This is a genomic window from Pseudomonas sp. PSKL.D1 (assembly GCF_028898945.1).
Lineage (GTDB): Bacteria > Pseudomonadota > Gammaproteobacteria > Pseudomonadales > Pseudomonadaceae > Aquipseudomonas.
In genome coordinates, this window is the sequence record NZ_CP118607.1 from 5,609,865 (window position 1) to 5,622,565 (window position 12,701).

11 protein-coding genes are annotated in these 12,701 nt (G+C 62.2%); 3 read left to right on the top strand and 8 right to left on the bottom strand.

Going from position 1 to position 12,701, the window contains the following annotated elements; all coding sequences use genetic code 11:
• Positions 1–28 precede the first annotated feature (28 nt).
• On the top strand, positions 29–931 hold the full coding sequence (locus tag PVV54_RS25190) for a LysR family transcriptional regulator (RefSeq protein WP_274907787.1): 903 nt from the start codon (positions 29–31) through the stop codon (positions 929–931).
• Between the two features lie 369 nt (positions 932–1,300).
• On the opposite strand, the gene PVV54_RS25195 is transcribed toward PVV54_RS25190, so the two are convergent.
• From PVV54_RS25195 to PVV54_RS25205, 3 genes are all read right to left on the bottom strand, one after another.
• Positions 1,301–2,359 (bottom strand): IS110 family transposase, encoded by a 1,059-nt coding sequence (locus PVV54_RS25195; protein ID WP_274910394.1) that lies wholly within the window; start codon positions 2,357–2,359, stop codon positions 1,301–1,303.
• 133 nt (positions 2,360–2,492) lie between these two features.
• Positions 2,493–3,398 carry a TauD/TfdA dioxygenase family protein gene (locus PVV54_RS25200; protein ID WP_274907788.1) on the bottom strand — a complete coding sequence of 302 codons (906 nt, stop codon included), beginning with the start codon at positions 3,396–3,398 and terminating at the stop codon, positions 2,493–2,495.
• A 32-nt stretch (positions 3,399–3,430) separates the two neighbouring features.
• On the bottom strand, positions 3,431–4,465 hold the full coding sequence (locus tag PVV54_RS25205; RefSeq protein ID WP_274907789.1) for an ABC transporter substrate-binding protein: 1,035 nt from the start codon (positions 4,463–4,465) through the stop codon (positions 3,431–3,433).
• A 297-nt stretch (positions 4,466–4,762) separates the two neighbouring features.
• On the opposite strand from PVV54_RS25205, the gene PVV54_RS25210 reads away from it, so the two are divergent.
• Positions 4,763–6,343, top strand: coding sequence for an ABC transporter permease (locus PVV54_RS25210; protein WP_274907790.1), 1,581 nt, complete (start codon positions 4,763–4,765; stop codon positions 6,341–6,343).
• Positions 6,340–7,203 carry an ABC transporter ATP-binding protein gene (locus PVV54_RS25215; protein ID WP_274907791.1) on the top strand — a complete coding sequence of 288 codons (864 nt, stop codon included), beginning with the start codon at positions 6,340–6,342 and terminating at the stop codon, positions 7,201–7,203. The genes PVV54_RS25210 and PVV54_RS25215 overlap by 4 nt, the downstream gene beginning before the upstream one ends.
• A 3-nt stretch (positions 7,204–7,206) precedes the next feature.
• Here PVV54_RS25215 and PVV54_RS25220 read toward each other — a convergent pair whose 3' ends face one another.
• The 5 genes from PVV54_RS25220 to PVV54_RS25240 all read right to left on the bottom strand — a co-directional run bounded on the left by PVV54_RS25220 (position 7,207) and on the right by PVV54_RS25240 (position 12,696).
• Positions 7,207–9,735 carry a dermonecrotic toxin domain-containing protein gene (locus PVV54_RS25220; RefSeq protein WP_274907792.1) on the bottom strand — a complete coding sequence of 843 codons (2,529 nt, stop codon included), beginning with the start codon at positions 9,733–9,735 and terminating at the stop codon, positions 7,207–7,209.
• Between the two features lie 84 nt (positions 9,736–9,819).
• Entirely contained in the window at positions 9,820–10,095 is a 276-nt protein-coding gene (locus PVV54_RS25225; RefSeq protein ID WP_274907793.1) for a DUF971 domain-containing protein, read from the bottom strand.
• A complete protein-coding gene (locus PVV54_RS25230; RefSeq protein ID WP_274907794.1) occupies positions 10,095–11,060 on the bottom strand; it encodes a HEAT repeat domain-containing protein in 966 nt (321 codons plus the stop codon). Before PVV54_RS25230 ends, PVV54_RS25225 begins: the two co-directional genes overlap by 1 nt.
• Positions 11,057–11,914 carry an ABC transporter ATP-binding protein gene (locus PVV54_RS25235; protein WP_274907795.1) on the bottom strand — a complete coding sequence of 286 codons (858 nt, stop codon included), beginning with the start codon at positions 11,912–11,914 and terminating at the stop codon, positions 11,057–11,059. Before PVV54_RS25235 ends, PVV54_RS25230 begins: the two co-directional genes overlap by 4 nt.
• Positions 11,914–12,696 (bottom strand): ABC transporter permease, encoded by a 783-nt coding sequence (locus PVV54_RS25240; protein WP_274907796.1) that lies wholly within the window; start codon positions 12,694–12,696, stop codon positions 11,914–11,916. The genes PVV54_RS25235 and PVV54_RS25240 overlap by 1 nt, the downstream gene beginning before the upstream one ends.
• Positions 12,697–12,701: the final 5 nt, after the last annotated feature.

The following is a 12,701-nucleotide window of genomic DNA, read 5'->3' on the forward strand; positions in this document are numbered from 1 at the left end:
CAATCGACCGAAAGTTTCCATGTAGAAAATGCATATCGACCTCCGCCAGCTCCGCCACTTCATTGCCCTTGTCGAGCACCGCAGCTTTGTTGCGGCAGCGTCAGCGGTGAACCTGTCGCAATCGGCCTTCAGCCGCAGCATCCAGACGCTGGAACACAATGTCGGCTGCCGCCTGGTTGACCGTGCCAGCAAGGAACTGTCCCCTACCCGGCAAGGCTTGCTGGTGCTGGAGCATTCGCGGCGGCTGGTGCACGGGGCGCATAACCTGGTCAACGAAATCCACCAGTTCAATGGCGCCACCACGGGCGTGGTGCGCTTTGGCTCGGGGCCGGCCCCCGCCGGTGGCTTGGTGCCACGTGCAGTGGCGCGCTTCGTTGCCGAATACCCGGCAGCGCGTACGTGCTTCCAGGTGGATAACTGGCAGGCGCTAAACCGCAAGCTGATCGCTGAGGAAATCGAGTTTTTCGTCGCCGACACCCGCCAGTTCGAGTCCGACCCGGACTACCGGGTACACAAGCTGGCCGCGCAACGCTGGCACTTCTGTTGCCGTGAGGGGCACCCGCTGACCGAGCGCCCTCAGGTGCATGCGCGGGATGTGTTCGATTACCCGCTGGCTACTACCTTCCGCCCACCGAACATTCGCAAGGTGCTGAGCGACCTCAGCGGCCGTCAGGACTTTTTACCGACGGTGGAATGCGAGCACGGGTACGCGTTGCTGAACGTGGTGATGCACTCGGACACGATTGGTATCGCCTGCAGTGCGAACATGCGGGAGGGGCTGGTGGCGTTGCAGTTGGCAGACCTGGCGCCGGAGCATGAAGAGGCGTTTTATACCCGTTATGGGGTGGTGAGCCGGGTGGGGTATGGGCTGTCGCCGTTGGCGCAGGGCCTTGTGAGGCAATTGATAGCCTGCGATAGCAGTGCCTTGTAGGAGCGGATTCACCGAAGCGTCGGACTGCCGCGATGCGCCGCGCGAGCGGCGCCCGATTGACTGGCCAGCAGAAAGTGTTAGCCAACCCGCATCGCGGATAAATCCGCTCCTATGTATGGACTCGCCCACACTGTCTAGCTGCTTTTTGAACATAGGAACCCGGTTGCATCTATGTATCAGGCCTATTCGAGGAAGCTTTTCGCTTCTGGCCAACATCGTGGTGAGCTCGCAGTTTGCCGTTTACATTGAGGCCATAATGTTGCCGGGCCTGTAGGAGCGGAGGCATTTCTCTGCGACGGTCTTACCAAGGGGCAATGTTCACTAGCAGGGGTTGGGGCGCGCAGCGCCCCGGTGGCATTGCTCGGTTGATCAGCTGCTCATGGCAGCCTCCTCATGACCTTTCGGTTTGCGTTGATAAACCTGATCACTTTGCAGCAGTGACCAAATAATGCGCAGATTTCGATTAGCCAGTCTGATCGCCGCCTCCTTGCGCCCAAGGCGGGATAGCCAGCGCAAGAGGCGGCGATCATCTGGCTGATCGGAATCAGGCTTTAGCTGACTCAAGACAGCATGCGCGCCTTGAATCATCAAGCTGCGTATGTAGCCGTCACCTCGCTTGCTCATTCTGCCCAGCCTGATTTTGTTTCCGCTGCTGTGCTGGTCGGGCACGACACCGAAGAAAGCAGAAAACATCCGGCCACTGGCGAAGCGTGCAGGTTCTGTCTCTTTCGCCACGATCGCCGTGGCGATGATGGGGCCGACACCACGAATGGTGATCAACCGTTGTGCGACCTTATCCTCTTGGGCTGTCGCTTCGAGCCGCGCACTTAGCGTCGCAATGCGCTCACTCAGAAAGAGCCAGTCAGCTAGCAGTTCATCGAGCAACTCGCGCAACAAATCAGGCAGGGGCAAGGAGGCATCCTCAAGAGCTCGCGGTACATGTGTACTGATCGCGGTATCACCTTGGGGCATGGATACACCATGCTCAAGCAGCAAGCCACGCATCTGATTACCCAGCGCTGTATGTCGCTTGATGTTGCCGCGCCGGATACGGTGCAGCGCCTGAATAGTCAGTGCTGTGGTGCTCTTGACCGGTATCGAGGCGATGCTGCTGTCGCGACCAGCGCGCAAAATGGCATGAGCGTCGTTACGGTCGTTCTTGGCGCCACTGCGGTGCTCGGCCACGCGTTGCGCAGGCAGAATGCGAACCGGATTACCCTTGGCCTGCAGCAACCTGGCCCAGGCTTGCGCACCCGGACCACACTCCATCAAGACAGTTACCGTCACTGGCACCTTGAGTAGGAAATCATGGAAAGCCTGTCGGGATTTGATGCGATCTTCGTAGATCACCCGACCGGTAGCATCCTCGCCTGCTAACTGGAAGACCTGTTTGGCCAGGTCTACGCAGATGGTTGTGCAAAGCTCCACATCAGTGGAAGACAGGGAATCGTGCTTCGAACTATGCTTTTTCATGGTCTCGCCCTCGCTGCCGTTGGCTTCTTCGAACGCCACCGTGGCACTGTGATGCCTCGGCGGGGGCGAGTCCATCGATTACAAAGGTTTACCCTTTACGGGTCGTGATGCTCAGCTGGCCATCCACACCCACTGGCACTTCACCGGCCAATGTCACCCGGCGCACCACACGCGGCTGGGTTCCGTAGTCGTCCACGGCGTAGTGCTGGGTTGCCCGGTTGTCCCAGATAGCCACATCACCCGCTTGCCAGCGCCAGCGCACGGTGTTTTCAAGCCGGGTCACATGGCCTTGCAGCACGGCGAACAGATGCTGCGAATCGGCCAGTGAATAGCCCTTGATACGCTTCACGAAATGCCCCAGTTGCAGTGCCCGCTCGCCACTGATCGGGTGTACCCGCACCACAGGATGCTCGGTTTCATACACCGTCGAGGTGAACACCTTGCGATAACGCTCAAGCTTGGCCGGGTCTACATCCGGCTTGAGGCTGGCATAGTCGTACTCGTTGCTGTGTACCGCCCACAGCTTGTCGGCCAACTCGCGCAGGGGCTCGGGCAATTCGCGATAGGCTGCGGCGGTGTTGGCCCAGACCGTGTCGCCACCCGAGGCCGGCGCCACCACACTGCGCAGGATCGAAGCCTTGGGGTAGGCGTCGACAAAGGTCACGTCAGTGTGCCAGGAGTTGGCCCGCTGGCCCTCGGCACCGTCCAGTTGCAGCAGGTAACTGGTGCCATCCACCACCGGCACGGTGGGGTGTGCCACCGGTTCGCCCAGCAACTTGGCGAAAGCTTCCTGGCTTTGGTCATCCAGATGCGCTTGATCGCGGAAGAAAATCACCTTGTGTTCTACCAGCGCCGCCTGGATGGCGTCGATCGTGGCGCTGTCGAGATCAGCGCCCAGTTTCACTCCACGGATTTCGGCACCGATACGGCCGGCAACCGGGTGGATGTCGAGTTCAACGGTTTGCGGCGCAGTGGCCAATGCGGCATTGCTCATTGCTGTGGTCCTCACGGTCAAATGATGGTGTTTCAACGGGCGGCCTGAGTGGCCTGTTGCTGTTGCAGTGCGGCATCGAGGAAGCGCGGCTCGACCCACTCGGAAACCTTGAAGCTACGGCGGATCAGGCGCTCTTTAGCTGCCAGGTCCACCCCTTGTTGCAGAAGGCCGATGAATTCGGCGTCCAGCCGCGGATCGAAGTAGTGCGCAAGGTTTTCGCCCGCCAAGTCACCTTCAAGGATCAGCTTGGGGTAGTTGGCGGTAGTCGCCACCAGGTTTACGTAAGCCTCGCGGTTGCGGTCATCCTGCAGCCAACGGGCAGCTTGCTGCTGGGCGCTGACCAGGCGAGCGGTAAGGTCGGGGTGCTGACGGATGAAATCGCCAGTGCCCACCAGTACCGCTTGGGTGCTGCCTGCGCCTTTCAGGTCGCGGGAATTGACCGGCAACTCGACAAGGCCGCGCTCGCGCAAAGTCAGCAACGTGGACAGGCCCCAGGTGGCGTCGATCTGCTTGGCGGCAATGGCCGCATTGGCAGCGTTGAAGTCCAGGTTGATGACTTTCAGGTCGCGCTCGCTCAGGCCCTGGCTGGCCAAGGCACTGGCGAACGAGAGCTGGTTGGCGGTGCCGCGGAACACTGCAACGCGCTTGCCCTTGAGGTCTTGCAGGGTTTTGATGCCCGAGCCCGGCACAACGCCCAGGTAACTCTTGACCCCACGCACCCCGGCCGACAGCACATGCGTGTCCAGGCCATTGGCCTTGCCGATGATGGCTGCAAGGTCGCCCAGATAGGCAAAGTCCACCTGGCCGTTGGCCAGTGCTTCGTTGATCACTGGCCCGGCGCCCTTGAAGAAGCGCCAGTCAATGCGGATGCCGTCCTTGGCAAACTCCTTCTCCAGCAGTTGCTGATCGCGCAGCACGTCCACCACCCCCCCGGCGCTTGGCTTGCTGCCAGCACTCAAGTCGGGCACGGCGATGCGGATGCTTTGCGGCTCGGCGGCCTGGGCGTGTAACGCAATCAGGCCGAACAGGCTGAAGGCAGTAATCAAGTGACGCAGCGGGGTTTTCATGGCACGGCTCCTTGGCAGGCTGCCACCGGCGAGGGCCGGCGCTTTGGCCAGAAGCTAGTCAGGGATCGTTAGAACCTACAAAGATCAAAACTTCATTTTTTAGTAACTGAAAGACATAAATCAGCAGTCATGCGGCTCCGCGAGGGGCTTGCAGGGAACGCATGCAAAATATGAGGAAAACGCAACGCGAAGGGGCTTCCGCATGCACGGGGCGCATGCTCTTATCTCTTGAAATACGCATATGTAATTTTTTAATTCCATTTGCGAATAACGTGTGATCGTTTCGAGAGATAGCCGATGAATGGAGTTCTGAGCAGGAATCGAGCGGGGCCGCTGCGCGGCCCATCCGCGACACAAGGCCGCTCCTACAGATTCCACGCCGTCATAGTGCCGCTGGCACTCGTAGCGTTGTGGGTAGTGGCCAGCCGGCAGCACTGGATGAGCGAGCAGATCCTGCCGGCACCGTCGCTGGTCTGGCAAAGCGCCGTGGACTTCGGCTCCGGGGAAATCTGGGGGCATTTGTGGATAAGCCTGCAGCGCTTGTTCTGGGGATTGCTCGCTGGCATCGCCAGCGGTTTGCTGCTCGGCACCTGGATGGGTAGCTCGCGCCGGGCACAAACGCTGGTGTTGCCCACGTTCGTGGCGCTTGCGCAGATTCCTACGCTGGCCTGGATCCCCTTGTTCATGCTGTTGTTCGGTATCGGTGAGCTGCTCAAGCTGGTGGTACTGATCAAGGCGGTAGTGGTACCCGTGACGCTACACACCCTGGTGGGTGTACGAGATGCCCAGCCCAAACTGCGCGAAGCGGCTGCCGTGCTGCGGCTACCGCCCCACCTGCTGTTCCTGCGCCTGCTGCTGCCAGCGGCCCTGCCCGCCTTCCTTACCGGCGTGCGCCTGGCGCTGGCCACCGGCTGGACCTCGTTGCTGGCGGTCGAACTACTGGCATCCAGTGAAGGCATTGGCTACCTGATGGTCTGGGGGCGGCAGCTGTTCATGCTGGATCTGGTGTTCCTGTGCATCATCCTCATCGGCCTGGTGGGCGCGCTGATGGATCGCAGCTTCTCGGTACTTGAACGGCGCTTGCTGTTGTGGCCACAACCGGCCACCGGCGAACAACGTTTGAGGGCCACCTCCCAAAGCTGGCAGAGCCTCTTGCTGCCATTGGGGCTGCTGGTGCTATGGCAGACGATCAGCTTTTTCGGCTGGGTAGACCACAATATTCTTACTTCACCCCTGGGCGTACTGCGCGCCCTGCTCGACGGCGTGGCAGACGGCTCTTTGCCGCAAGCTCTGCTGTTGAGCCTGCAACGTACCCTGAGTGGCCTGTTGCTGGGCGGTGGTGCGGGCTTGCTCATAGGGCTGTGGCTGGGCCTTTCCCGAAACGCTGAACGGGTGTTGGGGCCAAGCCTGTCTGCATTACGCCAGGTGGCTCTGTTCGCCTGGGTGCCACTACTGACGGCATGGTTTGGTCTGGGGGAAGGCGCCAAACTGGTGTTCGTTGGCATGGCGGCGTTCTTCCCGTTGTTGATCGCCACCCAGCGCGGTATCGCCAGCCTGTCACCACAGCTGGGCGAGGCCGCGCAGGCATTGCGCCTGAACCTGGCGCAACGCCTGCGCCTGCTGGTGCTACCCGGTGCCGCGCCAGCAATCTTCGCCGGCCTTCGCCTGTCGCTGATCTATGCCTGGCTGGGCACCATCGGTGCCGAATACTTCATGCCCTCTGACGGCGGCATCGCCAGCCTGATGCTCGGTGCCCAGCAACTGTTCCGCATGGATCAGGTCATGGCCGCCATGGTGCTGATCGGCTTGGTCGGCGCCCTGCTCGGCAACCTTGGACAACGCCTCGAATCGCGCGCCACGCGCTGGAGAACCGCATGAACGCCTTCATCACCTCGGCCCTGCAGGCGGCCAATCAACCCGATGCCACCCCTGCGCTGGTCAGTTTCGAGAACGTCGGTAAAACCTTCAGTGTCGATGGCCAGGCATTCGAAGCCCTTCGGGGTTTTGACCTGTCGATCAATCAGGGTGAGTTCATTGCCATCGTCGGTGCCTCGGGCTGCGGCAAGTCCACGCTGCTGCGCCTACTGGTGGGGCTGGACACCGACTACAGCGGCACCATCAAGGTCGATGGCCAACCGGTGACAGGCATCGGCGGCGAACGCGGCATCGTGTTTCAGGAGCACCGCCTGTTCCCTTGGCTGACTGTTGAACAGAACATCGCGCTTGGGCTGGTGAACGAGCCACTGACACAAGGCGAACGTGCCCGCCGGGTGCATGAGTATGTGCAGCTGGTCGGCCTGGTGGGTTTCGAATCGGCTTACCCGCATCAGCTTTCGGGCGGCATGGCCCAGCGGGTGGCCATCGCCCGCGGGCTGGTCGCCAGCCCGCGCATCCTGCTGCTGGACGAACCTTTTGGTGCCCTGGACGCCTTGACCCGCCAGCAATTGCAGGACGAGTTGCTGGCCATTCGCGAGCGCGCAGGCATAACCACGCTGCTGGTGACTCACGATGCTGAAGAGGCCACCTACCTGGCCGACCGCGTGGTAGTGCTGGAGCCTCGCCCCGGGCGCATCAAGAGCGTGGTGGAAATCGACTTGCCTCACCCGCGCAGACGTACGGGCGTGGCGCTACACGGTTTGCGCGAGCGGGTGCTGCAACAGATAACCGGTGAACAACCCCACCTGAAACCGCAGGCCTCCAGGGTGGAAGGCCTGCGGCCAGAGCTGATCGCTCTTTAGCCTTTACGGCCACTGATCAGCCGGGAAAAACCGCTCGAGCCAAGGCGGGTTGCCCACCAGGTCTGCGTAGGCCGAGCGCTCGAACGGTTGCCCGCTGCGCATCTCGAAGGCGGGTTCATCGGCCCGCCGCGGCTGCTCACGGAGCCTGAACTTGATGAAGCGGTAGTGCTGCCCCTGAACGTCATGGATGTCATCAATACGGAAAGTGCTACCCGGCGTGAACAGCACTTCCGCTTCCTGCCAGTTCAATGACAAAGGCGCTACCGGGGCGCCGCTTAGCTGCTCGCTGCCCACCACCTCATAAAGCACGGTGTTCTCATCAAAATGCCCGGCCACCTCGGCGAGAGGGCGGGCAGCGGCCTCCTTGGGCAACATGAACCGGCGGGGGATGTAAGGGTTTTCGGTGAAGGATGTGATATCGGTGGCGACCAACAGGTCGCCTACCCGGATCGCACCCGCCCGATAGCGTGCCCCAAGCCCCACGCGCTCGCCACGCCCACCACGCCAGAGCAATGAAGCCCGGCTGCCCGGCAATCGCGCCAGCGAGTCGGCCAAAGTCCCGATAAAGTCATTGAGGGTTTCGTCCGTAAACCCCTGCAGGCGCGAGCGATCACCCCGGAATACATCATTCACCCTGGCCATGTGGCTGCTGTACTCCATAGCAAGGTCATTGTGCAGCTCACCTTCCTGGCTGAAGGTGTGGAAGCGCTGCCCCTGCACCTCAACATAATGGTGACCGAACTCATCCACAGGGGCCATGTGGCCAGCGAATGTCGGTAGCCCCGCGCGCTCCAGCAAGCGCGTCTGACGCTGCAACAGGGCAACTGAAAGCCGGTCTTCCATGGCCCGGTCGGGTTCCATGTAGGTGTCCCAGAATTGGGTAGTCAGGCCATCGGTATCACCGCCCGGTGCATACAGCCGCCATTGTCCGTCCAGGCCTCGGCGCACCAGCAAGCTTTCACGGATTTCCAGGTCGTCGAGATCACTCAACACCATCCAGCTGGACCAGCGGCTGTTGAAGTGGACCGGCAGGTTCATCTCACCCATGGCGATCCAGCTGCGGCCTTGGTCATCAACATGCACGCCCTGCAGAGGCCCTGAAGTGCGCGCAGGCACCACGGTAACCAGGTTGCTGTCGAGGTCTGCGAGCACTTGCCTGATCCTCCCGGATGAGCGCGCAGGCTCCAGCAGCGTTGCCAGTACCCCGCTGAAGTGGGGTGGTTCCCGGTAACTCAAGGCCTTGAGACCAAGCCCGACATCCACCAGCGCGAATGCACTGACCAGGGAGTCACCAATGGAAGCAAGAATGGCCTGAGTGCGCTCGGGTGCCGAGCGAGCTCGCACCGCGCCCTCAATGTCCAACCCCAGCCGTGCCAAGCCGGCACCCAGCATCGCCAGGCCAATCGGCCAGGCCATTAGCGAAAAACCACCAAACACCTGGATGAATGCCCCCAGGTATCCGCGCCAGAGCTGCTTGCGCAGGTCGCTATTACTGACCAGATTGTGCAAGGTCAGGCCGAGGTCGGCCTTCACCCATAGCATCAGGCTGTCGAACAGATCAGGGAGGATGAGCGCCTGGCCCTCACCAAATGGCCATTCGGGGCTGGAGTACGAGCCACTTTGCTGACGGGCCTTCTGCAGGGCGGCGGCTCGCCAGTACGGGTCCGATTGCGCGTCCATTCGGTACAGCGTGCTGAGCCAGCTTTGCGCATCCGTATCGCGTAGTCGATTGGACAGCCAGCGGATCATTGCACGCCGATCCTCGAATGCCCGCAAGGGCGACGCCATCGACGGCATGTAGACCACTAGCCTGCCAGACGCATGCTGGAAGGTCACCAAATGGCCCTTACCGAGCTGGAAATGGCGCACGGTCAACGTTGGCTGATGCCCGGAATACGTCAGCGCTGCCAGTGTAAGCGGTGCTCCCGCTTGCAGGCCCATCCAGGCTCTCAGGTTCTGCCGATCTACTTCAGCCAACAGGCCTCCCTCAACAGCCCGATCAATGTCGGCGAGGAAGCAGGCGCGGGCCAGCGCCGGAAAATCCAGGCCCTCCGCCCCCCAAAATCGCGCTTCGCGTTGGCTCACTTCAGATGCGAAGTCCAGTTGCCACAGGTAATCCATGACGTCCTTGGGTAGCAAGGCCACCTCATTGTTGGCACCGTATCGCTCGGCATCGAGCCCCTGATTGTAGAAGCCGCTGTAGACAGGCAGGGTGTCGGGCTCGGCCTGAAAGCCGCCGCCAAACCGGTGAATCAGCAGGTCGGTAAAACGTAGTGAACGGGTTGGTGGGCCGGCGTGCTGCCAACCGGTAACAGTCGGTGCGTTGGATGCCGTGGTGAACACGTGCCACCAGACCTTGTCCGGGTCCAAAGGCTTGCCGGTGTGTTCAAGCAGGTAGGCGGCCGCATGCTCGTGAGCCAGTTTATAGGGGTCGGGCCAAGCGCCCAGGAAGGCACGGGCCTTTTCCATGACGGCACGGGCATCACCCAGCGACGCCAGGCTACGGGCGAAATGATCGAGATCCAGGGGCACGGTGAAGATCCTCTTGGGCAGGGAGAGTCCTCGATTGAGCCGACCTTGGCATGACCGGTGGTGCTACTGCGTTGCCACCCGTCATCAACTCAGCCCGCGCAGGTAGCCCCACGGGTAGATACCGCGGTCATGGCCATCGCTGAACACCAGCTGCACGCCATAGCCTTGCACGACGATACGCTCGACGCGCACGCCATCCACCACCACGCCAATCGCCCCCTTGAGCAGTGCGGCACGGCACTGCGAGCACGGGCAGGCGCCACGCAAGCGGGTATGACTAAGCTGTTGCAGCCCCTCGGGCCACTGCACCTTCAATTCACCTCGATCACGCTCGTTGTGCAAAGCGACAGGGGCAGTCATCACTGGGCGCCCTGCAACTGCGCCAAGGCGATTCTCACTGCCTTGCGTACCTCCGGGTCGCTGTCGGCCTGCGCCTGTTCCAATGCGGGCAGGGCCTGGGCCACGCCCAGTTCGCCCAGCGCCAGCGCAGCCTCCTTGCGAAGGTTGGCAATGCCATGCCCGAGCAAGTCGGCCAGCGCCTGCAACGCTGCAACATGGCGCAGGCGGCCAAGCGCGCGGGCAGCACGCAGGCGCACCTGCCAGAAGGGGTCGCCCAAGGCCTTGATCAACGCCGCGCCCGCTGCTTGCTGGCTGATTTTGCCCAGGGTAGTGGCAGCTTCTTCGCGCACCTGCCATGCCGCATCATCCAGTGCACCGATCAACGCGGGCAGCACGCTGTCATCACGGGCCAACCCCAAAGCGCCGATGGCGGCGCGGCGCACTTCGGTGTCCGGCTCACTGGCAGCAAGGCGTGCCAGCACCGGCAAAGCTGGCGCGTGCTTGAGCCAACCCAGTACGCCCACGGCCTCACGACGTACAGAGGCATCCGGGTCTTCCAGTGCCGCCAGCGCCGGGGCCGCAGCCTCTTCAAGGCGCAGTTCGCGCAAGGCACGCAGGGTGCTTGCGCGTACAAACGCTTCGGCGTGGGCCACCCATGGCAAGACCAATAGCCCGGTTTCCTGGCTCTTGATCTCGCTCAGACTCTGCGCAGCCGCGGTACGCACCGCCACTGCAGGGTCGGCCAAGGCTGCGCATAGTGCCTGGATCACTTCTGGATCCTCCCAGGCTTCGAGAAGCCGCGCTGCCTCTTCACGCACCCCTTCAGCAGCGTCGACAAGCAGCGCGTCGGTCAGCCAGGGCAGGCCCTGCGGCTCTTCCAGGTCGGCCAGTTCGATCAGGGCAATGCGCCGCACTCCGGCATCGGCATCCCCCAAACGGGGCAGTAAATCGATGATGTCGGGGTGGTCGGTGTTTCGTTCAGTCATAGCGCAATCCTTAGAGGGGGGTGGTCAGAGTCCGGCAGGCCGAGCGGGGTCAGGCGCGGCAATTCGCGGCCCTCTTCGTGGCGCAGCAGGGCCAGGCAGTGACGCTTGAGATGGGTGAATGCCGGGCTGGTCAACAGGCTCGCTTGGCGAGGCCGCGCAAAGTCCACTTGCAGCTCTTCGATGAAGCGGCCCGGGCGCGGGCCCATCACCAATATGCGGTCGGCAAGAAACAGCGCCTCGTCGATGTCATGGGTGACAAACACCACGGTGGTGTGGATGCGTGCCCAGATATCCAGCAACATTTCCTGCATCCGCGAGCGGGTTTGCGCATCAAGTGCGCCAAACGGCTCGTCCATGAGCAACAGCCGGGGCCGATTGATCAGTACACGGGCAATTTCGGCGCGCTGCTGCATGCCACCAGAAAGCTGGCTCGGCCAGCGGCCAGCGAAGGCGGACAGGCCGACCAGGCGCAGCATTTCTGCCGCCTGCTGCTCACGCTCGGCTTTGCCCAGGCCCTGCATCTTCAGCCCGAAGGCGACGTTGTCGAGCACACTGCGCCACGGCAGCAACGTATGGTGCTGGAACACCATGCCGCGCTGGGGTGACGGGCCAACGATGGCCTCGCCATCCACGCTCAGCTGCCCGGCACTGGGCACCAGATGCCCGGCCAGCGCGCCAAGCAAAGTGGACTTGCCACAGCCGGACGGGCCAAGGATGCACACGAACTCACCGGGGGCCACGTCGAAGTCCAGGCGTTGCACGGCTTCGAACGCTTCATCCCCCGCTCCCAGGTGAATCGAAACGCCGCGCCCTTCGATCCGCCCGGTTGCCGGGGCCTGTTGATAACTGCTCATCAGGTGGCCCTCCGCACGCGGTACCACGGCGTTGCCAGCGCCCCCAGGCGCTTGATCAAGGCGCTGCTGCCCATGCCCATTACACCGATCAACAGCATGCCGACAATGATGTCGGGGTAGTTCTGCAAGGTGTAGGACTCCCAGGTGTAGTAACCAATACCGAACTGCCCGGAGATCATTTCGGCGGTGACCAGGCAAAACCAGGATGTCCCCATGCCGATGGCCAACCCCGTGACGATGCTCGGCAGTGCGCCGGGCAACACCACCTCGCGCAGAATTGCCCAACGCCCTGCGCCCAGGCTGCGGGCAGAGGCCACCAGCCTTGGGTCCACCGCCTCAACGCCATGAACGGTGTTGAGCAGGATCGGGAAAAGCGCGCCAGTGAAGGTAATGAAAACCATCGACAGCTCCGAAGATGGGAACATCAGGATCGCCAGCGGAATCCACGCCACAGCCGGGATTGGCCGCAACACTTCCAATGGCGGCAGCAGCGTGTCTTCTGCCCACTTCGAGCGGCCGATCAGCACGCCCAACGCCACGCCCAACAGCGCCGCGCCGACGTAACCGGCAAATACCCGGCCGAGGCTGCTGCCCAAATGCGCCAGCAAGGTGCTGGAGTTGAGCAACTGCCAGGCTGCACCCACTACCGCTGACGGCGTGGGCACATAGGTGAAGGTGAACAGGCCGAAGTCGAGTTTCGCGCTGGCTGCCACCTGCCAGAACAGCAGGCAGGCAAGCAGCGAGGCAACACGCACGGGCCAGCGCGTGAAATCACGGGTCATGGCGA

Bases quoted from the DNA above. Each gene is read 5' to 3' on its own strand.
- PVV54_RS25190 (WP_274907787.1), top strand. From the start codon at position 29: ATGCATATCGACCTCCGCCAGCTCCGCCACTTCATTGCCCTTGTCGAG.
- PVV54_RS25200 (WP_274907788.1), bottom strand. From the start codon at position 3,398: ATGAGCAATGCCGCATTGGCCACTGCGCCGCAAACCGTTGAACTCGAC.
- PVV54_RS25205 (WP_274907789.1), bottom strand. From the start codon at position 4,465: ATGAAAACCCCGCTGCGTCACTTGATTACTGCCTTCAGCCTGTTCGGC.
- PVV54_RS25210 (WP_274907790.1), top strand. From the start codon at position 4,763: ATGAATGGAGTTCTGAGCAGGAATCGAGCGGGGCCGCTGCGCGGCCCA.
- PVV54_RS25215 (WP_274907791.1), top strand. From the start codon at position 6,340: ATGAACGCCTTCATCACCTCGGCCCTGCAGGCGGCCAATCAACCCGAT.
- PVV54_RS25225 (WP_274907793.1), bottom strand. From the start codon at position 10,095: ATGACTGCCCCTGTCGCTTTGCACAACGAGCGTGATCGAGGTGAATTG.
- PVV54_RS25230 (WP_274907794.1), bottom strand. From the start codon at position 11,060: ATGACTGAACGAAACACCGACCACCCCGACATCATCGATTTACTGCCC.
- PVV54_RS25235 (WP_274907795.1), bottom strand. From the start codon at position 11,914: ATGAGCAGTTATCAACAGGCCCCGGCAACCGGGCGGATCGAAGGGCGC.
- PVV54_RS25240 (WP_274907796.1), bottom strand. From the start codon at position 12,696: ATGACCCGTGATTTCACGCGCTGGCCCGTGCGTGTTGCCTCGCTGCTT.